This window comes from Desulfocapsa sulfexigens DSM 10523 (assembly GCF_000341395.1).
Lineage (GTDB): Bacteria > Desulfobacterota > Desulfobulbia > Desulfobulbales > Desulfocapsaceae > Desulfocapsa > Desulfocapsa sulfexigens.
On sequence record NC_020304.1, the window covers coordinates 1,832,844 to 1,855,824 of the forward strand.

Sequence of the window (22,981 nt, forward strand, 5' to 3'; positions counted from 1 at the left end):
CGGGTACCTATTCTAGGAGGGTATAAATATGGGTTACGATCCCGCAAATCCCATGGCGGACAGGATTACAGACATTGGTCCCCCACATTATTCAAAGTTTCATCCCCCAGTTGTTGCTAAAAACAAGGGGAAATGGCTCTGGCATGAGATCACCCAGCCGGGTGTTCTCGTTCATAAAGCTGAGTCAGGAGATGAGTGTTGGACCGTGCGTGTTGGTGCTGCCCGTCTTATTTCAACAGAACTGATTTATGAGATGTGTGATATCGCAGATGCACATTGTGACGGTTTCCTTCGCTTCACCACCAGAAATAACGTTGAGTTCATGGTTGATGACAAAGCAAAGGTTCAGCCTCTTCTTGACGATCTTGCTTCACGTGGTAATAAGTTCCCAGTAGGTGGAACCGGAGCCGGTGTAACCAATATCGTTCATACTCAGGGTTGGGTACATTGTCACACTCCTGCAACTGACGCTTCCGGTGTTGTTAAAGCGGTAATGGATGAGCTGTTTGATTACTTCACTTCCATGAAACTTCCTGCACAGGTTCGTATTGCGCTTGCCTGTTGTCTGAACATGTGTGGAGCTGTACATGCTTCCGATATCGCCATTCTTGGTGTACATCGTAAGCCACCCATGATCGATCACAGTCGTATCACCGGTGTGTGTGAGCTTCCACTTGCTATCTCCGCGTGTCCTCTCGGAGCCGTTAAACCTGCCAAAGCAACGGTAGATGGTAAAGAGATCAAAACTGTTAAGGTTAACAACGAACGTTGTATGTTCTGTGGTAACTGTTACACCATGTGTCCTGCAATGCCTCTTGCTGATCCTGATGGTGACGGCATTGCAATCCTTGTTGGTGGAAAAGTTTCCAATGCCAGGTCGGCCCCTAAATTCTCCAAACTGGTTATTCCATTCCTGCCAAACACTCCGCCACGCTGGCCGGAGACCGTTGCTGCAGTGAAGAATATCCTGGAGACTTATGCGGGAGACGCAAAAAAATACGAGCGTATCGGTGAGTGGGCCGAGCGTATCGGTTGGGAGAAGTTCTTTGAAAAATGCAACATCCCATTCACTATCAAGTCTGTCGATGATTATCGTCTGGCTTATGATACCTGGCGTACAACTACTCAGTTTAAGTACACCAACGCTATCAAGTAATTGACCTTATAGCTGCAGTCGGAAACTTCTGTCTCCGACTGCACTTTTTGGTCGCTTGCCTGAAACACTTTTATAGGAGTATGTGTTATGGGAATGAGTGACGAAGAAATCAAAGCAGCTATGATTGAAAAGGCTATTAAAGCCCCTAAACCACAGTTGTATGTTAAAGATTTTTATAAGTGTGATCCTGAAGCAAAACCACGTGTAATCAAGAATTTGGCAAATCAGTTGGTTAAAGAGGGAGAACTGATGTTCTGGTCCTCCGGTTCCACCACCATGTATGCCCGTCCTGATCGTATCAAAAATGAAGAGGGAGATGAGGGTGTAAACTAAACCTTTGTTTTTCACCGTTTTTTTTGAGGAAAGGTACATAACTCTCTTGAGTTATGTACCTTTTTTTATTTATGGATAATCTGCTTCGTGTTTCAAGTACTCTTTCCACAAATGATGATGCTTATCAGCTGGCTCAGGATGGGGCTGAACATGGTTTCGGCGTTCTTGCTGAAACACAGCTGGGCGGGAAAGGACGATTGGGAAAAACATGGGCCTCTCCAGCGCGGAGTGGTCTGTATTGTTCAATAATCCTTCGACCACAATTAGCTTTTTCAGAATTCCCTAAACTTACACTGACAGCAGGCCTGGCGCTTTGCTCAGCCGTTGAGGTATTGCTCCCAGATGTTGCTTTTGGGCTGAAATGGCCCAATGATTTGTTCAGTGGAGGACAAAAATGTGGAGGAATTCTGGTCGAATCTTCTTCAAACGTTACAAATGACGATCCTTTTGTGGTTGTTGGCATAGGGTTGAATGTCAATACAACGCCAGATATGTTTCCGTATGAAATTAAACAAAAAGCAACCTCTCTGCATATATTATCCGGCCAGGTTTTTAATCTAGCTCATCTTTATAACTCCATCCACGATGAACTGCTTACTCGCGTCAATATTCACGAGAAACAAGGGTTTGAAATTATTTTGGGAGAATGGCGTCGAAGGGACATCCTTTTTGGAAAGGAGATGCAATGGGTAACGCGTGAAAAAAAAATCATTACAGCATGTGGTATGGGGCCAAATGAAAATGGAGAACTGCTGGCAAAAGACAGGAATGGGAGGATTTATGAAATTCTATCCGGGGACGTCAAATTGGCTGAATAAGGAAAGCAACGTAAGGCAACAAACTGAAAGAAAGGCAACCATGGAAGAAGTAGTATCCTCCATGGTTGGGTACTTTAGGCGTACTGGCTGTTTACTACGGTATTAGTATCTGTAGTACTCAGGTTTGTATGGACCTTCAACGGGCACACCGATATAATCAGCCTGTTCTTTGCTCATTGTAGTGAGGTGGACACCAATCTTTTCAAGATGGAGTCTAGCGACTTTCTCATCTAGATATTTTGGCAGAAAATACACTTTATTTTCATACTTTTCAGAATGGTTCCATAGCTCGATCTGAGCAAGTACCTGGTTAGTAAAAGAGTTACTCATAACGAAACTTGGGTGACCGGTGGCACATCCAAGGTTGACCAATCGGCCTTCAGCAAGAACAATAATTTTCTTTCCATCGGGGAAAATCACATGATCAACCTGCGGCTTGATGTTTTCCCAGGGAAGATCTCTAATACCAGCAATATCAATTTCAGAGTCAAAATGACCGATATTACAAACTATGGCCTCATTTGGCATCCGCTCCATATGAGCACGCGTAATCACATTAAGGTTTCCGGTACAGGTAACATATATATCACCAACTGAGGAAATCTCGTCCATCGTGACAACCTGATAGCCCTCCATGGCAGCCTGCAGGGCACAGATTGGGTCAACTTCAGTAACATATACGGTTGCTCCCATCCCACGAAGGGCCTGGGCGCAGCCCTTACCAACATCTCCGTATCCTACGACAACTGCTTTTTTACCTGCTATCATCACATCGGTAGCACGTTTGATTCCATCAAGCAGTGATTCGCGGCAACCGTATAAATTGTCAAATTTAGATTTTGTAACGGAATCATTGACATTAAAGGATGGACACATAAGTTTCCCGTCCCTTGCCATTTCATTGAGTCGATGAACTCCGGTGGTGGTTTCCTCAGAAATACCTTTCACGTTTTTCATATCATCTTTGTACTTATCGTGCATGATAAGGGTGAGGTCGCCGCCATCGTCAAGAATCATGTTTGGACGCCAGCCATCGGGGCCGAAAATGGTTTGATCAATACACCACCAGAACTCTTCTTCACTTTCTCCCTTCCAGGCAAAAGTAGGAATACCTGCGTCAGCCATGGCAGCAGCAGCATGATCTTGAGTTGAAAAAATATTGCATGAGGACCAGCGAATCTCAGCCCCAAGGTCGATAAGTGTTTCCATCAGTACGGCTGTTTGAATGGTCATATGGAGACATCCAGCAATCCTGGCACCTTTTAAAGGCTGGGCGTCGTGGTATTCGGATCGCAAAGCCATTAATCCAGGCATTTCAATTTCAGCTATTTTTATTTCTTCACGTCCCCATTTGGCCAGGGACATATCAGCTACTTTATAATCACTCATCAGCTATTGTTTCCTTATTAATTAAGTTTGATAAAAACCAGTGTGAACTAAATGCCAGCATCACTTTTCAGGATTTCCGCCTTATCGGTGCGTTCCCATGTGAAAGTGTCAAGTTCACGGCCAAAGTGGCCATAAGCAGCGGTTGCCTGGTATATGGGACGCAAAAGTTTAAGTTGCTGGACGATTGCTTTAGGTCGGAGGTCGAAGTGACGGCCAATTAAGGCGATTATAGCATCATCATCAATTTTCCCTGTGCCAAAGCTGTTGACGTTGATTGATACAGGTTGTGAAATACCTATGGCATAGGCAATCTGAACTTCGAGTTCAGAGGCTATCCCGGCGGCGACAATATTTTTAGCTACATACCGTCCCATATAGGCAGAAGATCTGTCAACTTTTGAGGGATCTTTTCCTGAAAAAGCACCGCCACCATGGGAGCCTTTACCACCATAAGTATCAACAATGATTTTTCTCCCTGTAAGGCCACAATCACCGACGGGGCCACCAATTACAAAACGTCCCGTTGGGTTAATAAAGTATTTGGTGTTTTCATCTACCATGTCGGGGGGCAGAGTGGGTTTGATAATCAACTCCATTACTCCTTCCTGAAGATCCTTGTGGCTGACGGATTCATCGTGTTGAGTGGAAAGAACAATGGCCTCTATTCGTTTAGGTTTGCTGTTTTCATATTCAATGGTAACCTGGCTTTTTGCATCGGGACGAAGCCAGGAGAGTTTTCCAGCTTTGCGGATATCTGCCTGACATTTAACAAGTCTATGGGCATAGGTAATAGGCATGGGCATGAGAACCCTGGTTTCATCACAGGCGTAACCGAACATCAGTCCCTGATCACCAGCTCCCTGGTCAAGATCCATGCCACTGCCTTCGTTGACACCCATTGCAATGTCGGTAGACTGTTTGTCAATGGAAGTAAGTACGGCGCATGACTGGCCGTCAAAACCCATGTCTGAAGAGTTATACCCGATTGCGCGGATGGTCTGCCTTACAACTTCTGGCATATCTACCCAGGCACTGGTCGTAATTTCACCGGCTATAATGGCCATGCCAGTTGTGACCATTGTTTCACAGGCAACACGACCAGCGGGGTCTAGCTTAAGTATGGCATCAAGAATTGCATCGGATATCTGATCGGCAACTTTATCTGGGTGTCCTTCTGAAACAGATTCAGAGGTAAACATGTGATTGGACATTGAGGTCTCCGCTAAGGTTTACTATTGTAGAGCTGCAAAAAAAATAGATTTGTAACTATTTAGTATTCAATTTAGATGATGTAAATATTAACCGAACACTATGACGCTGATACCCTATGTTGTCAAGGCATAAGGCGGTGTTTGTTTTTAATTTTATGGAAAGTGCGATTGCTGTTTTAGTAACAGTGATTACTTTTGAAAAAGTTTTCTGCTAAAGCAAAGTTTTACAAACAACCCAATTAATTTTTCCAGGAGAATGGATAACAATGTCTATAGAGGAAGCAAGAGAAGTTCTTGCCATTGAAGAGCAGGGTCTTGCTGCTGTCAGAGAAGGTATTGGAGAGGAATTTAATCAGGCCGTGGAACGTATTCTTGAATGTCCAAGCAGGGTTGTCATTACCGGGATAGGAAAATCAGGAATTATCGGTCAGAAAATATCTGCCACCCTTAACTCCACCGGTACACCTTCATTCTTTCTCCATCCGGTTGAAGCTATGCACGGTGATCTGGGAATGGTTGCCGCATCTGATGTTGTGATCGCTATATCCTATTCTGGTGAAACTACAGAGCTTAATGCACTCCTGGTGAGTCTGAAAAAACGAGGTACTTCAATTATTGCAATGACAGGTGGCAGGGAATCTACTCTTGCCAGGGCAAGTGATATTGTACTTGATATTCAGATTCCAATGGAAGCCTGTCCCCTTGGTCTGGCGCCAACGGCAAGTACGACAGCAACTCTTGCTATGGGAGATGCCTTAGCCGTTGTTTTATTGAGACGTAATCGTTTTAAAGCTGAGGATTTTCGTGAGAATCATCCCGGAGGAAGTCTTGGTGAGCGTTTGAAGGTGAGTGTCAGTAAAGTTATGTTGAAAGGAGAGGCTGTTCCGAGTGTATTGTCGGGGGTAACCGTCGCTGAGTCTGTTATTGTGCTGAATCGTGAAAATCTGGGTGCTGTTTTAATTATAGATGAAAAACTAAAAGTCCTTGGTATCATAACAGATGGAGATGTAAGGCGTGCTGTTGCCGAGGGGGTTGATCTTAAAAATGTCAGGGTCGGCAAACTCATGACTGCAAGTCCAATCACCATTAGGGAAAAGATGCAGGCGGTTGATGCTTTGAGTATTATGCAGCAGCATGAGATAACTATCCTGCCGATTGTTGGAGATCAAGGTGAGATGATCGGCATCCTGCATCTTCATGACTTGCTGGGAAAGGGCGAGTTCAGGTTTTTGGTTTAAGGAGAAAATACATGTGTCAGATGAGCGTATTGGTGAAAGGGCCTGAGAAGGAAGAGCTCGTAATGGAAAGTGTCACAAGATTAGAGGTAAGGGATGGTGGCGTCGAGGTGAGTACTTTTTTTGAAGAGCCGAGATTTGTATCTGATGTAGAAGTACAGACCATCGATTTTCTGGGTGGAAAAGTGTTACTGAAACAAACTGCAAAATAATAAGGAGGACTTTGTGGATCAGTTAGAAAAAATACGAGTGTTGCTGCCTCACTGGATTGAGCATAATAAGGGGCACGCTGAAGAGTGCCGTAAATGGGCTGCTCAAGCTGAAGATAAAGATGTGAATTTACATCTGAATGCAGCTCTTACAGCTATGGAAGTTGTGACAAATCATCTGGAGAGAGCACTTGCTGCAGCAGGTGGAGCGAAAACGGATGATCATCATGACCACCATCATCATCACCACAAGCATTAATGGCGGTAACCGGGGGGAGGTCTAAGTGTATTATTCCTCGGTGTAAAAACTCCATGTTTTAGTGGATGGTGAATACAGGTAATCCATCTGCAGACGCAGTGGTCTCCCTCCTGAAGTTTCAGTGCATTGCATTCTGAATAACATTTTGTCATCAATGTTTCTAAGGTATTCAACAGCAGGAGCACTGAGAGCAGACCGGGTTGCCGCTGGATAGTGTTTTAGGAATAATTTCTCGTAGTTGTCTGTCAGGTAGCTGATTTGTTCAATGAGAAGTACTTGTTTTTCTGCTTCTTCTATCTGGTTTGCAATTTCCTTGAGGATGGTTGTGAATTCTGCCTGGTCTGTAAACTGACTCCTGGTGATGGCTTTTTGTATGGCTTCAAGTTTACCAATGGCCAATGCAAAATCATCAGACTTAAGGTGTTTTGCCACATCCTGTTTGTTTTTTATTATTTCCGCATGAAGCATGATTCTGGAAAGTTTGATGCGGCTTTCTTCGGTATCTATCCGACTGAGTAACTTGGAGTTCTCTTCAAGGAGAATAATAGCTTTTTCATACTGGGCAATAACTTCATCCCATTTTGAGGCTGCAAAAGCCTTCTTTCCCTTTTCGATGGTCATATATATCTTTGTCTTCGCAATATTTTCGTGAAGATTGGATATCGTATCTGATTTTGAAAGATTAAGCTTCTGAACAAGATCGAGGGCTAACTGATAGCTGCTGAGGGCTTTGTCCCACTCCCCGGCGTTGAAAAATTCATGGCCCTGATCTCGGAGGGTATTAAATTTTGCCTGATTAGAGAGAAGTTCTAGTTGGGTGATGTCTTCCGGCAGTACGTTTGGGTTTGCTTTTGCCAGCTGCAGAGCTTTGCCAAAATGGGTTGTAGCGCCATTCCAGTCAGAGATGCTTAGAGATTTTTCGCCAGCATGCATCATACTGTTAAATTGGGCGCGGGAGTGTTTCTGGTTGACCTCGGCAAGCATTGCGTCATCTATTGCTTCTGTCTTTTTTGCTATTTCTAATGCCTTAGCGTAGCTGCTTACCGCGTCAGCCCAACGTTCCTGGGTGAAAAAAGAATCACCATTCTTTTTGGTCTCCTGGAAAGTGAGCAAAAACTCTTTAGTCGTTTCTGTGATATATTGGCCATCAAAAAGAATTTTCCCAGCCAGTCCTTGACGAAATTTAGGTGAAGCGAGGAGGTTCTCTATCTTTTTTGCAAGTTCGTCTTTTTCGTTCTGCTTGACTAGCTGTATCTCAGTAGTAAGGCGTAATGCTTCATTGCATTTTTTTTCAGCTCCCTGAAAATTGTTTGCAGTTAGAAGGTTTTGACATTCGTCGAACTGTTTCCTTGCTTTTTTCAGGTTTGATCCCAATGAAAGATAACTGAGAGTCACGGTGACAATAAGAGCAATGGAACCGCATGCTAATGCAAAGAAAAATAACTTTTTGCTAACTGCTTTAGAATCTTCGAAAAAGGTTCTTTTGGCCGATGATGGTGCATTAGAGTCTTGATCAGGAACGGAAGTTTCTGAGTCCTCAGCCGTGTCGTTGGAGTCCTGCTCGTCTGATACATTATTTACCCAGTCACCAAGAAGATCAAAGGCCTGTTGTACCCTGTCCTTCGCTTCTTGAAGATTTGGATAATCGGAGACCAGTTTCTCTATGGAAGTGTATTTTTCGAGTGCCTCCTTTTGCTTTCCCTGGTGCTCAAGCTTGTCAGCCTCGTGATAGATTGCCATGGCTTGATCCATGGCTGTGCGAGTCTGTTCTTCAAAACCTTCACGACCTTCAAAAGGTTCATGGATTGACTGAAGTTCGCGAGAGAGAGCCTGGAAACGTTTCTGCTTGGCAATCACGCGCAAGCGGTCAGTATCTATTTTTACGGGTGGTGTAGATTCTTTGAGGGGTGCAAAGGAAGTACCGAAGTCATCGTCGTCAAGAGTGTCAATACCTTTCTGGTCGTCATCTGAAACGTCCCAGTCAATGCCTTCCTCAATGTCTTCCTCTATGGGAGTCGGAGTAATTTTTTCTAAATCAGGTGTGTCGAAGGGGAGCTGATCCCTGTTGTCTCTATACCAGTCGGCGGCTTCTTCATTGAAGGCATTGCTATTAGAGTATATTTCCCCGGAAATCATGCGGGCAATATGAATAATAAGGGTGATTATAGACTTGTCGGCTTCCCAAACATCCCCGATACAAATTGCGGATGAGTCAAAATCTGGATGGAATGTAGGACTTTCCGGGATACAGTTAGGAGGAAAATGAGGAAAGCCAAATGGTAGGGAAATAGAAATGACATGATTGTCGCAACTGTAGACCTCACCGCTGTTTTCTCTGCACATTCCAGTTATCCTGAAACTGACAGTATATTGATCAGGAGGATTGCCTTCTCCAGGCATCACAGTTATAGCTGGGATGTCTGCAAAGTATTCGTTTACTTCCTGGAACACTGTATCGAGTTGATTACTGGTTTTGTTCATAGCGGATGACAAGCCTGTAAAGTAAGAAAGCAGAACAACCCTGCTGAATTATGAATCATTAATGTTTTTATATTAAACCCACAGATATCATAAGTATAGCAGTAAGTTCTTGTAAAACAAAAATATTTGTTATAAGAGCTGAAAAAAAGCATATTTTTATCATTAAGATGGAGTGTCTGTGGTAAAATAGGAAGGAATGAAGCCACCGAAAATACATTTTAGAATTGTAACCGACAATAATTGTCCGTTATATAATGAAGGTGATTTACTGTCACTTTCAGCGAAAACTCTTACTTGTCCCGAAAACAAGGAGACTTGTCTGATTCTTGTACGGGAGATGACTAAGCTTCTCTTTGAACTGCTGGACAGATCTCCAGAAGAAGAGGCAAGTACTAAGGTCTACAGCTGTAGTGGCTGTTCTGGACTTATTAAATTTCAACGTATTCCAGACGAACTTGCCAGGCAGGATGATCCAGTTTCCCCGGAGCAACCGCTTGACCCTGAAGGTGAGGCACTGCTGACAGAAATTTCTGATTTTCCAATAATTTGTGCTGTGCCGGATGTTGAGCTTGCTAATGTGATTCGCTGTTTTCGTAAAGAGCAACTTCCTGCAAATTTTACCTTTATCAACAAGGGAAGGCAGGGCATCTATCTCTATCTTATTCTTTCCGGCGACATTGTCGTCAGTGATAACGCACTTGCTATTGCCCACCTCGGAAGAGGAGACATTTGTGGAGAAATGAGCTATCTCGGGGGCGATGTTGCTGGTGCTGATGTGAAAACTGTTACGAAATCTGAAGTTCTTTCTATTACCGGTGATGCCTTCAGTCAACTTCTGGATCGTATCCCGGAACTACAACTCTTTATGGCAAAAATACTGGTTCAGCGCCTGGCGAAATCCAATGCCAGTCATTTTAATGTCTTTGACGCCTGCATGAGTGGCTGGATTCGTGAAATGCCTCCGGCTGAATTGTTCCAGGTATTTCATATGCACCAGAAGACAGGAGTTCTTTCTCTTGATCTGCCTTTGGGTGTGGCGAAGGTCTCTTTTCGGGAGGGTTGTGTTATTAATGCCCAATATAGAGATATGACCAGTCAGGAGGCTATTTTTGCCATGCTTAAGGAGCGAGAGGGAAGGTATACATTTACCAGCGGGCTTTCTCCCGAAGAGATGAAGGCTGCTGAGATTGGCGATTTTATGATGTTGCTTATGGAAGGAATAAAAAGAGTGGATGAGTCTGCTGAAGAAGGTAAATGAGCTACTGTTGAAACGGTGGGAGCTTGAGGATTTCCATAAAGTTGTTTACGTGATATTCCGCGGCAAGTTTTTTATTCTTAAAACCGATCAGGCGCATTCCACATCCTGCAGAATGTTCGCGGTCAATTACAGAGTCGCCAATATATATGGCTTCGTCTACTTCACAGTTACAATGTTCCAAAATTTCCAGCAATGCATCTGGGGCAGGTTTGGGACGTCTGGCATTTTCCGCAGTCATCACTTTGACAAAATAGTCCTTGAGTTTGAAAATCTCAAGAATCGGTTCCATGGTGTTGGTCCGGTTGGTGGAAACAGCTAACTGGTAACGCGGTGCACAGGTATCTAAAAATTGAATCAGATCATCTTCCATTCTCATGTACTGTAAAAAAGGGGCATAACCTATCTCTTGACGGAAGGTATCAACATCCTGGATATTCTGGTCAGGATAATGACGGAAAATGTGGCGGATTGATTCGTGTACATTATGAATATGGACGAATTCCAGTTCTTCTTCGTTCATGGCTGGATAACCAAAATGGTCGAGCAGGTGGTTGTAATAGGTCTGGTTTGCAAATTTAGAGTCAAACATCACCCCATCACAATCAAATATCACGAGTTTAAGCTTCATTGTTGAAAAAGTACTCCATGCAGCCATTCAATTCCAAAAAGAAGAAGCTGTTCATCGTCTTTACAGGCTTCCTTCTTGTGAAGATACTGGTTTTGTTGTGGTAACCTGCCTTCATCCAGCTGTTTGCGGAATGAATCCAGGTTGTACAGTGCAAGAACAAAGAATTCTGTCTGTTCCAGGGTAAGTTGCAGGCCCTGCCTGATCTTTTCATGCTGGAGCAGAGTGGCAACTTTGTCGTTAAGCCTATTGTAGCGCTCCAGGCACTGGCCCTCGCTGTAGCGTTTTGGTGTTTGTTCTTCTTTCTCCTGAAAGCCATGGCAGTGCGGTTCGTTTAAGAGTACAAAAAATTCCTCCATACGGTTGTCATCACGGCGCATGGCTGCTCTGCCCATGGGGTAGGCTCTGCAGGCTCCGGGTCTGCCGGGGTAGACCGTGCAACCAGTGTCGGAAACAAAGACACAGGACGCCTGTCCATCATCTACCATGGTAAGATAAAAACGTGGAAAGACATCTTCGGTTTCCTGTTCCTGAATCACATAGCGTTCCAGAAAAATACTGGAATGGAGGTTTGTTTCATGTTTCAGACGTAGAACGTCATATGGCGTGAGGGCGAGCTCAAGTTGTCTGCAGCAGTCCGTGAAACAGTTAACATCAGGATGGCAGGAGAAGCAGAATGTTTCACCTGAGTCAAGCCTGCGGACATTTTCTGGTAATTGTGGCTGGTCCATTTTTCTAATTTTTCTTTTCCGGCCACAGAGTAAGCACAGGGCTGGCAATAAATATTGATGAATAGGTGCCTACCATAACGCCAAGAAGAAGGGCAAGGGCAAAATCGTGGATGACAGATCCACCGAAGAAAAAGAGAGCAAGAAGCACCATAGCAGTGGTTAATGATGTCACAAAGGTACGGCTCATAACCTCATTAATACTTCTGTTTATCTGCTGCAGGAGGGAGTGATCCTCTGACTTTTGCATATTTTCTCTGATACGGTCAAATACAACAACCGAATCATTAAGTGAATATCCGGCAAGTGTCAGAAGGGCTGTTACGATGAGCAGGGTTATTTCAACATTGAGGAGCCAGCAGAGACCAAGTACCACAATTACATCGTGGAAGGTTGCAACGGCGGCCGCAAGCCCAAAGCGGATATCAAAACGCATAGCCAGGTAGGCGATGACCCCAAGCAGCGAAATAAATATTGCCTGAATGGCCTTGTTTCTGAGAACAGCACTGACAGAGGAACCGATTTCAGATTGACTTTCGAGGACAAATCCTTTCTCTGCCATATTGTTTTCAAGAATCGCAGTGATCTGCTCACTGAAATCTCCAACCACTTCTTCGGATTTCTTAATTTTGACGATCAGGCGGTGCTCTCCTTCAACCTCCTGAAGGTTGGCGTTCTTGAGATCATTGGCTTCAAAAACCGTTCGTACTTCATCCATTGTGAAATCAGTCGTTGCTTTGTACTGAAGTAAAGAGCCGCCGGAGAAATCAACACCCATGTTGGCATTGCCCCTTGCGATCTGGATAAAGGAAAAGAGGCCAATGGCTATAAGGACTCCAGAGATTGCAAAGGTGATATTCCGTATACCCATGAAGTTAATATTTGATTTTTTCACAAACTGCATGAAATGAAGCTTCTTCAAAGAGCGGAAGGAGTAAAGGGTATCGAACAGTAATCTGGAACAGAAAAGAGCTGTGAAAAGGTTAAAAATAATACCAAGTGACAGGGTGATTGCAAATCCCTTGATCGGTCCGGTTCCAAACATAAATAGAGCCATGGCAGTGATCAGTGTTGTTACCTGGGAGTCGACAATGGTCGAGAAGGCCTTGCCGAAACCTCCATCCACACTGGACTTGACAGATTTTCCTAGATTGTACTCTTCACGCATTCGTTCAAATATAAGGACATTTGCATCAACCGCCATTCCGATGGAAAGAATGATACCGGCGATACCGGGGAGCGTGAGCGTTGCATTCAGAATGGCAAGACCTGTAAAGAGGAAAAGAATATTCAAGACAAGAGCTGTGTTGGCGATGATACCTGACAGCCTGTAATAAATAACCATAAAGGCAAAAACGATCAGTGTGCCAAAGACACCGGATGTCAATCCTTTGCTGATGGAGTCCTGACCAAGACTTGCGCCAACGGTCATGTTCTGGATAATGTCAACGGGAGCTGGCAGTGCACCAACACGAAGGACAATGGCAAGATCCGCTGCTTCTTCATGGGTAAAGCTGCCACTGATCTGGGCGGAGCCACCAAGGATTTTCTCGCGAATAACAGGAGCAGAACGCACGACATCATCGAGGACAATGGCCATCCGTTTCCCAACGTTTTCTTCTGTGAGCTTGGCGAAGACCCTGCCGCCCTTTGCCGTGAAATCGATTGAGACATAGGGCTCATTGAACTGGTTTGAAATCCGCACTTGAGCATTCTTGACCATTTCTCCTGTCATTAAGATTTGCTCATCAAGAAGAATGGGGCGAACGATCTCTTTTCCGGTCGTTGCGTCCACCTCCTTTTCTATGTAAATCTTTGTGTCTGTAGGAAGTCTGTTTTGCAGGGCCTGATTGAGTTTTTCAAGTTCCTCGTGGTTGGACCAGGTACCGTCCCACAGGCCAGCAGTGCGTGTTTCTTCTGCAAGAAGGCCTATGTTGATTCCAGCTGCATCGGCAACTTTTTTAAATTCAAGCTGGGCGGTGTCACCCAGGAGTTTCAGGGCGCGTTTGGGGTCTTTTACGCCGGGGAGCTGGACAACAAGTTCTGCCTCCCCCTGTCGGATGATGACCGGTTCTGCCACACCAAACTGATCAATTCTGTTTCGAATAATTTCAAGGGATTGTTCCACAGCGTGGGTGCGGATAAAATCAATTTCCGAACTTTTGAGTGTTACTGTTATTTTGGGAAATGATCCTTCCTTTGCATCTACCTTGATATTTATTTCGGGAAAACTGTCTTGAACCACTTTGTTTACAGTATCAACAGCACTGGAGTTAGGTAGAGTGAAAAGAACAACATTTGTTTCTGATTTTGTCCGTACAGCACTTATGCCCTGCTCTTTCAGGAGGTCTTTCAGCTCATTGGCAGCAAGTTCGAGCGAATCTTCTTCAGCCTTATCCAGATTGACTTTGAGAACAAGATGCATCCCACCCTGAAGATCCAGGCCGAGTCGTAATCCCTCTGGGGACATGTATTTTTTCCACCAGTCTGGAGTAGAACTGTAAAAGGAAGGAATAATAGTCACAACGGAAAGGGCAATGACAAAAATGAGCGCAGAAATTTTTAACTTTAATGATGTGTTCATTCAGAATCCTGAAAAAATAGTGCTGATTGATTTGTTAGAAAACAATTGAATCGGACAAAAATTAAGAGATTATACTGTACTGCCCGAATCTTGCAAGGATTCAGGCCTGTTTTTTCTATTAATGGCTGATGCGTGACAGGCTGCACCGAATCCATTGTCGATATTAACAACGGCAAGACCAGGAGCACAGCTGTTAAGCATCCCGAGAAGAGCAGTGATTCCACCAAAACTGGTTCCGTAACCTATGGATGTTGGTACTGCCACCACTGGGCAGCTGCATATTCCACTCACCACACTGGGGAGAGCTCCCTCCATTCCGGCCACCACAATGATCACAGAGGCTGCAGTAATTGCCTCCTGTTGGCTGAACAGGCGATGAAGGCCGGCAACTCCTGCGTCGTAATGGGTGCTGACAGGGTTGCCAAGGGCCTGGGCGGTTATTTTAGCCTCTTCTGCCACTGGTATGTCAGATGTCCCGGCGCAGAGAATAAGTATGTTTCCGTGTACACGCGTCGGGTCAGGTTCCTGCAGGTTGCAGGAGAGCATTCTGGCCCTGGTGTGATAGGTTATTTCGGGACAGGATTTCCTGATATGATTAGCTTTCTCAGGGTCGATGCGGGTGGCAAGAAAGAGAGCTTGCTGCTGTAGGAATGTTTTTGCAATAGCAACGATTTGCGCAGCACTTTTTGACTCCCCGTAAATGACTTCAGGGATACCGGTTCGAAGGCTTCGATGGTGGTCGATACAGGCGTCTTTGATGAATTGTCCCGGCATATGGCGGAGTGCGTGTACAGCCTGTTCAACCGAGCAATTCCCCTGCTGCACGTCAGTGAAGAGTTTTTCTATACCGTCTTGATTCATTGGCATTACTTTTAGGGTGGAAAGTTAAATGTGAAAAGTTTAAGGTACCACCATAATAAACTAAGGTGAATTTTCGTACTAAAATAATTTATGTTCTAAGGAGTTTTTGAATGAGTGATGTGACGCTTCCCTCTTATATTCAATTTTTGCAGCAGGAAAACAGTTATACGCACGCAGCAGCTGATATCCGACTGGTGCAGACCCATATCTCTTTTGTTCTCCTTGCAGGAGATTTTGTCTATAAGTGGAAAAAGCCTGTTGATTTTGGTTTCCTGGATTTTTCCACCCTTGAGAAACGGAAGTACTATTGTCAACAGGAGTTGCTGTTAAACAGAAGGCTCTGTCCCGATCTCTATGAGGCATTGGTTACTGTTAACAGGGACGGGGACGGTTTTTGTCTGAATGGCAGTGGTGAGGTTGTAGAATATGGCATCAGAATGGCTCGAATGCCTGAAGAGCAAATGATGGGACGGGTAATGGCAAGAGGTGAGTTGACCAGGGCCCATCTTGACGATATTATCAATCGGTTGGTTCCTTTTTATGAGGCAGCAGCGGGAGACGGAGAGGTTAAGCAATTTGGAAAAGCAGATGCTGTTGCAGTGAATGTCCTTGAGAATTTTGATCAAACCGAGGATTTTGTGGATAAGGGAGCCCTAACCAGAGCCCAGTTTGATACGATTGTAAGTTATTCTAAGGAATTCTTGACCCATGAAGATCGCTTTCAGGCACGGATAGATGCTGGCAGGATCAGGGACTGTCATGGGGATCTGCATTCAGCAAACATTTGTCTTTCGGATCCTGTTTACATTTTTGATTGCATTGAGTTTAACGAGCGCTTTCGTTACACCGATGTAGCAGCTGATGTTGCCTTTCTGGCCATGGATCTGGATTTTCATGGAGCTGCTGAGTTTTCAAATTATTTTATCGAACAATTTGTGGAAAAATCAGGGGATTCGGACCTTATGGGGATGCTAAATTTTTATAAGTGTTATCGAACCTATGTGCGTGCAAAAATTGCCCTGTTTACAGCGAGTGACCCGGCGGTGGATGCAGAAGCAAGGACTGCACTGATAGAGCAGGCAAGAAAACACTTCCTTCTGGCAGAACAGTATGCCACAGCCTGAGAACGTTCTGGTCGTTTTTTTTGGAATGATCGCCACCGGAAAAAGCTATCTTGCCTCCACCTGGGCACGCCAGCATGACCTGCCTTATTATAATTCGGATAGAGTTCGCAAGGAGCTGGCGGGGCTGTCTCCCACGGTCGAACAACCTGAAAAGATGGGGCAGGGAATTTACACACCTGCGTTCAGCAGACGTACCTATGATGCCTTGATCGAACGAGCTGCGCAGCATTTTGATACTGATAAACAGGCCTGTGTTGTACTTGACGGATCCTATCAATCTCTGGAAGAACGGGATCTGTTGCGAAAACGTTTTGCAAATCAGGCGCGACTGGTTTTTGTCCACTGTTTTTGCGCGGAAAATGTGATACGGAAGCGTTTGGAAATACGTGCTTCAGATCCTGATGCTGTATCAGATGGAAGCTGGGAGATATATCTTTCCCAGAAAAAACGCTTTCAGCCTGTGACGGAAGCGGAACAGGTAATCGAACTGGACACTGATGCCCCCATAGAGGATCTGGTGAGGAAAGTAACAACTGAGATAAGTTTCTAAGGAAATCCTTGGATGATTAGATAGAGGTGCAAAATGACAACAAAGATTTATGTATTACGTTTTCCTAAGGAAACCAGCAACGAGCCCATTATATACCAGCTGGTAAAACAGTATGACGTTGAATTTAATATTTTAAAGGCAGATATTCTTCCCCAGCGTGAGGGGGTGATGATTCTTGAGCTGAAGGGAACACGGGAGAAAGTTAAAAACGGTTTGGATTATCTAAAGTCTTTTGGGGTGCAGGCAGAGCGTCTTGCGGCAGCCATAAAGAGAGATGATGATAAATGTTTCCAGTGTGGCGCCTGCACAGGTATCTGTCCCGTAGGAGCATTGTATATTAAACGGCCTTCCATGGAAGTTATATTTGATGCTGATAAGTGTACGGGCTGTTCGCTCTGTGTTCCAATCTGTCCTGTGAGAGCAATGGAAGTGTCGCCTCTTTCAGAGGCCTTTGTCGAGGCAGAGGAGAAAATTGTTACCTGATACTAGCGACAAGTGAAGGTGAAAGTATGGGTCGATGCGGATGCCTGCCCTGTGGTCATCAAGGAGATTTTATTTAAAGCGGCCGAACGGACCGGAGTCCAGATCACCTTTGTTGCAAATCAGCTGGTTCGGGTGCCCGTTTCTTCCTGTATTACATTTGTGCAGGTAGGGGCAGGCCCGGATGTTGCTGATAAGGAAATAGTTAAGAGGCTGGATCCGGGTGATCTTGTGATTACCGCGGATATTCCCCTTGCGGCAGATGTTATCGAAAAAGGGGGCCACGCTTTGAATCCTCGCGGTGAATTGTATAGTATTGATACTATAGGATCGCGGCTTAGTATGAGAAATTTTATGGACACTCTCCGGGCCGATGGTATTGACACGGGGGGGCCACCGGCATTGGATAAGGGAGATCGGCAGGCTTTTGCCAACCAACTGGACAGGTTTTTAGCCAAGTTTTCCATAAAATCAACGCGTCGTAAACACAGTCCGCCTCCATGGTAGTTCAGTATGGTGGTATCTTAAAAGAGCATAAAAACAGATGTGAGTTACTTGAATACAATAAAGAAATTCAAAAGCCCGCCTGAACGATTTCAGCCCAAAGGACTGCCTATTCTCTATGAAGATCATGACATTCTGGTTGTGGATAAAAAACACGGTCTGCTTACCATAAGTGACGGAAAAGACACCGAAAATACAGCCTATTTCAAGCTTACAGACTACGTCAGGAGGGGGAATAAAAAGTCAAATAACCGGGTATTTATTGTCCACCGTCTGGATAAGGACACCTCTGGTGTGATTGTGTTTGCTAAGAATGAAAAGGCAAAACGTTTTCTTCAGGAGCAGTGGCAAACATTTTCAAAAACCTATTGTGCAGTGGTCAAAGGAATACTCTCAGAGAAAGAGGGAGTTATTACGTCATATCTTGCCGAGAACAGTATCCATAAGATGTATTCAGTGAAAGACCCGGAAAAAGGGAAACTCGCAAGGACTGGGTATAAAGTCATGAAAGAATCAGCACAGTACAGTCTTCTTGAGGTCGATTTACTGACCGGGCGAAAAAATCAAATCCGTGTCCATTTTGCTGAAAAGGGGCATCCCGTAGCCGGTGATAAAAAATATGGCGAAAAAGACAAAAACATTAAACGATTAGCCCTTCACGCAGCCTCTCTTACATTGGTGCATCCCTTTTCAAATATCGAAATGACCTTTGAAGCGAAGGTTCCTGGTTATTTTTATTCTCTGGTTTCTTCTCGTGGATAAGCAACAGCCTAATAACCCTCTGCATGGGGTGACACTTGAGAAAATTGTAACCACGCTGGTTGAGTGGTATGGATGGGAGAAATTGGGAAAATGGATACCGATCAAGTGTTTTACCAGCAATCCTTCCGTGAAGTCCAGCCTGAAGTTTCTCCGTAAGACGCCATGGGCTCGTACAAAAGTTGAAAATCTATATCTTGTTACTTTGAGAAAAAAACAACCTGAATTCAAGTCATAAATGGTAAACAAATTCTATTTCTGAACGCCAATATATCTCAAATATCTCTTGACTACGTGATCTTTTGAATTTTTATCGCACATAGTTTGTACTCCGGTGTCCTTGAAAGCCTATCCAAGGCATCCAGGGTCAGGAAATTCACCAGTGCCTCAGTGTGGTTATAGGTTGCAAAGAGAGTTCCCTCCTGAGAACGATCGGTGAGAGTTGCCTTCATTTCCACCTTTCCTCGCCGGGAGGCCAAGCGCACCATATCTCCCTCCTTAATTTTATATCGTTTTGCATCGAGCGGATTTATTTCGACTTTTGCCTCAGGACTGATGGCATCAATCTCAGGGGTTTTCCCTGTCATGGAACTAAAATTATATCGGGCAAGATCACGGCCTGTGGTAAAATATAAAGGATACTCCTCGTCTACTTTTTCAACTGGAGGAATGTATTCTTCAGGAATAAAAAGTCCCTTACCTCGCGTAAATTCCTTGGTGTGAAGAACTGGGGTGCCCGGATGATCTACATCAGGAACAGGCCATTGCAAGCCCATTTTTTCAAGGCGTTCATAGGTGATCCCTCTGTACTGGGGAAGCATTTTCCGAATCTCTTCAAAAATATCTTTAGGAGATTCGTAGTGCATATCATAACCCATCTTGTCGGACAGATCGCAGAATATTTTCCAATCAGGCCTGGCTTCTCCGGGTGGATCCACTGCCTTACGTACACGTTGCACTCTACGTTCAGTATTGGTAAAAGTACCATCTTTTTCTGCATAACATGCTGCTGGAAAAACTACATCAGCAGCTTTAGCTGTCTCGGTAAGAAAAATATCCTGAACGATCATAAAGTCCACCACGTCCAAGGCTTTGTGGACATGGGCAATATTAGGATCAGCAATAGCCGGGTCTTCTCCAAAGATGTAAAGTCCTTTGATTTCACCGGAAAGGACATTATCCCAGACCTCAGTTGCTGGTTTTCCCGGTATCCGTGGCAGTTTGACTTTCCACTCCTCTTCATAGCGATCAAAGAGGTTGATATCTTCAAAGCTGGTATATCCTGGGAGGGTGTTAAAAAGAGCTCCCATGTCACAGGCCCCCTGCACATTGTTCTGTCCTCGCAAGGGGTTGCAGCCACCGCCTGCAACACCGACTTTTCCACAAAGCATGGCCAGGTTGGCAATACTTTTGACACGATCCGTACCAGTCACGTAATGGGTGATTCCCATCCCATGATAGATGGCATGTCTTCCTGCTGCAGCATACATCCTGGCAACGGTGTAGAGTTGTTTTATAGGCAACCCTGTGATCCCTGATACATATTCGGGATTATATTTCGTAACTACTTCTTTTAAATAATTGAAATCTTCAGTGCGTTCTTCAACAAAATATTTATCCCAGAGAGTTTCCTCAAGAATGATGTGCATCAAACCATTCAGGAAAGCTACATCTGTACCTGGCTTTATTCTCAACCAGTGATCTGCACGTTCTGCAAGCCTGGTCCTGCGAGGATCAACAACGATAAGCTTTGCCCCTTTGTCAACGGCCTGATGGATGCGCATTCCAATGGTTGGATGTCCGGTATCAGGGTTGGAACCGATCATAAGGAAAAGGTCTGTATTCTTTGAATCCATAATTGAGTTTGTCATTGCACCACTGCCAAATGTGAGGGCCAGACTGGCCACCGTTGGAGCGTGTCAGAGCCTGGCGCAATGGTCAATATTATTTGTCCCTATCGAGGTGCGCATGAATTTTTGCATGAGGTAGTTTTCCTCATTGGTTGCCCTGGCGCAGGAGAAAGCGGCTATTGAATCTGCTCCGTACATGGCCTTGAGGTCAAAAAACCTTTTTGCTGTATACTCCAGAGCCTCATCCCACCCTACCTCAACAAGAATGCCATTTTTGCGAATGAGTGGTTTTTTCAATCTCTCTTTGTGCTGAACAAATTCATGTGCCAAGCGACCTTTGACGCAGAGAGCACCGTAGTTAGGAGCAAGGTCTTTCTCGGAGTTGACTTCAATGATAGTGTTGCCCTTCACCCGAAGAAGCATCTGACAACCTGCGCCACAGTAAGGACAGGTTGTACGTACTTCCCTGACAGCTTCTGCTTGAATAGGAATAGTCTGAGCCTTTTTATTCAATGCACCAGTTGAACAGCTGTCAATACAAGCTCCGCAAGAGACGCAGTTGTCTTTGAAGTTGATGGTCAGTCCTGTTATCTGACCAGCGCCATCCATGGATTCGATACCGAGTTCCAGGGCATCATACTCACAGGATCTCTCACAGCGTCTGCAATAAATACATTTATCACGATCTATAATAAAAGCGGGATGACTGTAATCCTTTCCATAGATAGGGGTGATCCCCATGCCAGTTTTGTTGATATTGATGGTATGTTCTATTAACATCTTTTTCAGGTCACAACGATCAAAGGCCGTGCAACCGCACGAAAGACAGCGATCCGCTTCACGCCTGGCCATTTTTTCTGTGAAACCCAGTTTGACTTCGTCGAAGTCCTTGTTGCAAATTTCAGGAGGTCTGGTGGGCATTCTTTCGCGGAGCGTTATTTTGATATCGCTAAAATTCTTGAAATCAACATCGTCAAAAGTTTTGCCACGTGTAAAATTAAAACGACTGTCAGCAGGTTCTTTATCCTCTCCCATGATGTAAGCATGAATATTTGTTGCAGCACGTCGTGCAGACACCACAGCCTGAATTACCGATTTTGGCCCTGAAACGGCATCTCCTCCGGCAAATATCCCATCAATATTCGTTTGCGATGTTCTCGTGTTGGAATTAATGGTTTCACGTGGGGAAAGTTCGATAGATTCTTCAATGTCACCACCTTCGAAATTTCCAGAAACAGCGGACTGGCCAAGAGATGCAATGATAGAATCAACCTGTAAAATGTTGCTGGTGCCGGGAATAGGCTCTGGTTCACGCTTCCCTTTTGAGTTTTGTTTGCCAAGTTTCATCCTGATAAGCTTCAGTTCTAAACGTGAACGTTTGTTTTCTCGCTGGATGATTTCATAGGGAGACGCCATGAGCAGGAACTGAATGCCCTCATTCTCAGCCTCTTTAATGTTTCGTTGATGAGCAGTCATTTCCAGACGGGCACGAGGGTAAACAACTGTAACTTCGTCCACATCCTGACGAAGTAGGGTTCTGGCCACTTCCATGGCTATATTGTTGCCGCCGATAACGGCCACACGTTTTCCAATATCTGTTTTTTTGCCTTCAGCTACTTTTCTCAAGTAGTTCATAGCAGTGTAAACATGAGGCCCAATACCACCCGGGATATCAAGAGAGTTATCAATTCCTGCGCCGGAAGCTATAAATACAGCATCATATCCCTGTTCTTTGAGAGACTGGATATTAAAATCACGTCCCCATTTTTGACTCAGCTTGACTGAGATGCCTAGGCGTAAAATGGTGTTAATTTCATAATCAAGTACTTCTCTTGGAATACGATATTCGAGGAAGCCATATCGTAAAGCACCCCCAAGTTTGGGGGCTGCTTCAAAAATAGTGACTTCATGTCCTTTACGCGTTAAAAAATATGCAGCAGTGAGACCAGCAGGCCCTCCACCGATTATCGCAACCCGCTTTCCAGTTGGTTTGTCCTTTGTAATTTTCAGGTCGATCTCATGAGTCATGCACCAGTCAGCTACAAAACGTTTAAGGTGATTGATTGAGACAGGTTCATCCACTAGAATGCGACGGCACCTTGTCTCACAAAAACGGGGGCAAACGCGACCAACGGAAAAGGGCATAGGATTCCGTTCCATTATCAGACGCAGGGCCTCTTCGTATTGTCCCTTAGCAACATGGGCAATATAGCCTTGGACATTAATCTGTCCCGGACAGGTGAGATTACATGGAGCCTTACAATCCCCAAAATGGGTTTTGGCCAGTTTGCTCAATAGGTGCTGACGGTGTTTTGAGAGAGCATCTGAGTGAGTGATAACCACCATTCCTTTCTGAACAGGGGTCACACAGGATTGCATAAAGTTACTCTGTCCTTCCACTTCAACGACACAGAGGTTGCAGGGAGTATCGGATGGTTTACCATCCACATGGCATAGAGTCGGGATTATAATTCCAATTTGTCGCGCTGCCTCTAGTACTGTGGTGTTTTGGGGAACGGAAACATATCGTGAGTCAATTGAAATGGTTATTAGATTCATAAGATATC

General features: G+C 44.7%; 21 protein-coding genes and 1 pseudogene. 13 read left to right on the top strand and 9 right to left on the bottom strand.

The features are described 5' to 3' along the window. Positions 1-28 precede the first annotated feature (28 nt). From dsrB to UWK_RS08130, 3 genes are all read left to right on the top strand, one after another. A complete protein-coding gene (gene dsrB, locus UWK_RS08120; protein WP_015403883.1) occupies positions 29-1,156 on the top strand; it encodes a dissimilatory-type sulfite reductase subunit beta in 1,128 nt (375 codons plus the stop codon). 87 nt (positions 1,157-1,243) lie between these two features. Continuing rightward, the gene (locus tag UWK_RS08125) at positions 1,244-1,489 is read left to right on the top strand and encodes a dissimilatory sulfite reductase D family protein (RefSeq protein ID WP_015403884.1); all 246 of its coding nucleotides are present in this window, start codon (positions 1,244-1,246) and stop codon (positions 1,487-1,489) included. Positions 1,490-1,542: 53 nt separating this feature from the next. Next, positions 1,543-2,307 carry a biotin--[acetyl-CoA-carboxylase] ligase gene (locus UWK_RS08130; RefSeq protein ID WP_015403885.1) on the top strand — a complete coding sequence of 255 codons (765 nt, stop codon included), beginning with the start codon at positions 1,543-1,545 and terminating at the stop codon, positions 2,305-2,307. A 102-nt stretch (positions 2,308-2,409) separates the two neighbouring features. Here UWK_RS08130 and ahcY read toward each other — a convergent pair whose 3' ends face one another. Beyond that, positions 2,410-3,696, bottom strand: a complete 1,287-nt coding sequence (ahcY, locus tag UWK_RS08135; protein ID WP_015403886.1) for an adenosylhomocysteinase — start codon at positions 3,694-3,696, stop codon at positions 2,410-2,412. A 47-nt stretch (positions 3,697-3,743) separates the two neighbouring features. Beyond that, complete coding sequence (gene metK / locus UWK_RS08140; protein WP_015403887.1) at positions 3,744-4,907, bottom strand: methionine adenosyltransferase; 1,164 nt, start codon at positions 4,905-4,907, stop codon at positions 3,744-3,746. A gap of 266 nt (positions 4,908-5,173) precedes the next feature. Between metK and UWK_RS08145 the strand changes: the two genes are divergently transcribed. Genes UWK_RS08145 through UWK_RS08155 form a run of 3 tightly spaced genes read left to right on the top strand, consistent with a single transcriptional unit; the run spans position 5,174 to position 6,610 of the window. Continuing rightward, on the top strand, positions 5,174-6,145 hold the full coding sequence (locus UWK_RS08145) for a KpsF/GutQ family sugar-phosphate isomerase (protein ID WP_015403888.1): 972 nt from the start codon (positions 5,174-5,176) through the stop codon (positions 6,143-6,145). 11 nt (positions 6,146-6,156) lie between these two features. Further along, on the top strand, positions 6,157-6,354 hold the full coding sequence (locus UWK_RS08150) for a CooT family nickel-binding protein (RefSeq protein ID WP_015403889.1): 198 nt from the start codon (positions 6,157-6,159) through the stop codon (positions 6,352-6,354). A gap of 13 nt (positions 6,355-6,367) precedes the next feature. Next, positions 6,368-6,610: a hypothetical protein gene (locus tag UWK_RS08155; RefSeq protein ID WP_015403890.1), complete on the top strand. Its 243-nt coding sequence runs from the start codon at positions 6,368-6,370 to the stop codon at positions 6,608-6,610. Between the two features lie 30 nt (positions 6,611-6,640). On the opposite strand, the gene UWK_RS08160 is transcribed toward UWK_RS08155, so the two are convergent. Beyond that, positions 6,641-9,091 (bottom strand): ubiquitin--protein ligase, encoded by a 2,451-nt coding sequence (locus tag UWK_RS08160; RefSeq protein WP_015403891.1) that lies wholly within the window; start codon positions 9,089-9,091, stop codon positions 6,641-6,643. A 196-nt stretch (positions 9,092-9,287) separates the two neighbouring features. Between UWK_RS08160 and UWK_RS08165 the strand changes: the two genes are divergently transcribed. Further along, on the top strand, positions 9,288-10,349 hold the full coding sequence (locus UWK_RS08165; RefSeq protein ID WP_015403892.1) for a DUF4388 domain-containing protein: 1,062 nt from the start codon (positions 9,288-9,290) through the stop codon (positions 10,347-10,349). Between the two features lies 1 nt (position 10,350). Here UWK_RS08165 and UWK_RS08170 read toward each other — a convergent pair whose 3' ends face one another. The 4 genes from UWK_RS08170 to larB all read right to left on the bottom strand — a co-directional run bounded on the left by UWK_RS08170 (position 10,351) and on the right by larB (position 15,147). Next, complete coding sequence (locus UWK_RS08170) at positions 10,351-10,977, bottom strand: HAD family hydrolase (protein WP_015403893.1); 627 nt, start codon at positions 10,975-10,977, stop codon at positions 10,351-10,353. Next, a complete protein-coding gene (locus UWK_RS08175; RefSeq protein WP_015403894.1) occupies positions 10,974-11,705 on the bottom strand; it encodes a YkgJ family cysteine cluster protein in 732 nt (243 codons plus the stop codon). Before UWK_RS08175 ends, UWK_RS08170 begins: the two co-directional genes overlap by 4 nt. Positions 11,706-11,709: 4 nt before the next feature. Further along, the gene (locus tag UWK_RS08180; protein WP_015403895.1) at positions 11,710-14,286 is read right to left on the bottom strand and encodes a protein translocase subunit SecDF; all 2,577 of its coding nucleotides are present in this window, start codon (positions 14,284-14,286) and stop codon (positions 11,710-11,712) included. Between the two features lie 69 nt (positions 14,287-14,355). Next, positions 14,356-15,147, bottom strand: a complete 792-nt coding sequence (gene larB, locus UWK_RS08185; protein WP_041916361.1) for a nickel pincer cofactor biosynthesis protein LarB — start codon at positions 15,145-15,147, stop codon at positions 14,356-14,358. A 110-nt stretch (positions 15,148-15,257) separates the two neighbouring features. On the opposite strand from larB, the gene UWK_RS18415 reads away from it, so the two are divergent. The 6 genes from UWK_RS18415 to UWK_RS08210 are packed head-to-tail and all read left to right on the top strand — an operon-like array spanning position 15,258 to position 18,802. Then, a complete protein-coding gene (locus UWK_RS18415) occupies positions 15,258-16,271 on the top strand; it encodes a phosphotransferase (RefSeq protein ID WP_015403897.1) in 1,014 nt (337 codons plus the stop codon). Further along, positions 16,258-16,821 (top strand): AAA family ATPase, encoded by a 564-nt coding sequence (locus UWK_RS18420; protein WP_015403898.1) that lies wholly within the window; start codon positions 16,258-16,260, stop codon positions 16,819-16,821. Before UWK_RS18415 ends, UWK_RS18420 begins: the two co-directional genes overlap by 14 nt. A gap of 33 nt (positions 16,822-16,854) precedes the next feature. Continuing rightward, the gene (locus UWK_RS08195) at positions 16,855-17,304 is read left to right on the top strand and encodes an NIL domain-containing protein (RefSeq protein ID WP_015403899.1); all 450 of its coding nucleotides are present in this window, start codon (positions 16,855-16,857) and stop codon (positions 17,302-17,304) included. A gap of 18 nt (positions 17,305-17,322) precedes the next feature. Then, positions 17,323-17,808, top strand: coding sequence for a YaiI/YqxD family protein (locus UWK_RS08200; RefSeq protein WP_052327041.1), 486 nt, complete (start codon positions 17,323-17,325; stop codon positions 17,806-17,808). 39 nt (positions 17,809-17,847) lie between these two features. Then, a complete protein-coding gene (locus UWK_RS08205; protein ID WP_015403901.1) occupies positions 17,848-18,567 on the top strand; it encodes an RluA family pseudouridine synthase in 720 nt (239 codons plus the stop codon). Further along, positions 18,560-18,802 carry a VF530 family protein gene (locus tag UWK_RS08210; protein WP_041916362.1) on the top strand — a complete coding sequence of 81 codons (243 nt, stop codon included), beginning with the start codon at positions 18,560-18,562 and terminating at the stop codon, positions 18,800-18,802. The genes UWK_RS08205 and UWK_RS08210 overlap by 8 nt, the downstream gene beginning before the upstream one ends. Positions 18,803-18,854: 52 nt before the next feature. On the opposite strand, the gene fdhF is transcribed toward UWK_RS08210, so the two are convergent. Further along, positions 18,855-21,449, bottom strand: coding sequence for a formate dehydrogenase subunit alpha (fdhF, locus tag UWK_RS19355; RefSeq protein WP_322740798.1), 2,595 nt, complete (start codon positions 21,447-21,449; stop codon positions 18,855-18,857). A gap of 54 nt (positions 21,450-21,503) precedes the next feature. Then, positions 21,504-22,973 (bottom strand): annotated as a pseudogene (locus tag UWK_RS19815) (FAD-dependent oxidoreductase); the annotation flags it as partial. Positions 22,974-22,981: the final 8 nt, after the last annotated feature.

Coding starts and splice junctions, on each gene's coding strand:
- UWK_RS08145 (WP_015403888.1), top strand. CDS start 5,174: ATGTCTATAGAGGAAGCAAGAGAAGTTCTTGCCATTGAAGAGCAGGGT.
- larB (WP_041916361.1), bottom strand. CDS start 15,147: ATGAATCAAGACGGTATAGAAAAACTCTTCACTGACGTGCAGCAGGGG.
- UWK_RS08195 (WP_015403899.1), top strand. CDS start 16,855: ATGACAACAAAGATTTATGTATTACGTTTTCCTAAGGAAACCAGCAAC.
- UWK_RS18415 (WP_015403897.1), top strand. CDS start 15,258: ATGAGTGATGTGACGCTTCCCTCTTATATTCAATTTTTGCAGCAGGAA.
- UWK_RS08150 (WP_015403889.1), top strand. CDS start 6,157: ATGTGTCAGATGAGCGTATTGGTGAAAGGGCCTGAGAAGGAAGAGCTC.
- metK (WP_015403887.1), bottom strand. CDS start 4,907: ATGTCCAATCACATGTTTACCTCTGAATCTGTTTCAGAAGGACACCCA.
- UWK_RS08175 (WP_015403894.1), bottom strand. CDS start 11,705: ATGGACCAGCCACAATTACCAGAAAATGTCCGCAGGCTTGACTCAGGT.
- UWK_RS08160 (WP_015403891.1), bottom strand. CDS start 9,091: ATGAACAAAACCAGTAATCAACTCGATACAGTGTTCCAGGAAGTAAAC.
- UWK_RS08180 (WP_015403895.1), bottom strand. CDS start 14,286: ATGAACACATCATTAAAGTTAAAAATTTCTGCGCTCATTTTTGTCATT.
- UWK_RS08165 (WP_015403892.1), top strand. CDS start 9,288: ATGAAGCCACCGAAAATACATTTTAGAATTGTAACCGACAATAATTGT.
- UWK_RS08125 (WP_015403884.1), top strand. CDS start 1,244: ATGGGAATGAGTGACGAAGAAATCAAAGCAGCTATGATTGAAAAGGCT.
- UWK_RS18420 (WP_015403898.1), top strand. CDS start 16,258: ATGCCACAGCCTGAGAACGTTCTGGTCGTTTTTTTTGGAATGATCGCC.
- ahcY (WP_015403886.1), bottom strand. CDS start 3,696: ATGAGTGATTATAAAGTAGCTGATATGTCCCTGGCCAAATGGGGACGT.
- dsrB (WP_015403883.1), top strand. CDS start 29: ATGGGTTACGATCCCGCAAATCCCATGGCGGACAGGATTACAGACATT.
- UWK_RS08170 (WP_015403893.1), bottom strand. CDS start 10,977: ATGAAGCTTAAACTCGTGATATTTGATTGTGATGGGGTGATGTTTGAC.
- UWK_RS08130 (WP_015403885.1), top strand. CDS start 1,543: ATGTACCTTTTTTTATTTATGGATAATCTGCTTCGTGTTTCAAGTACT.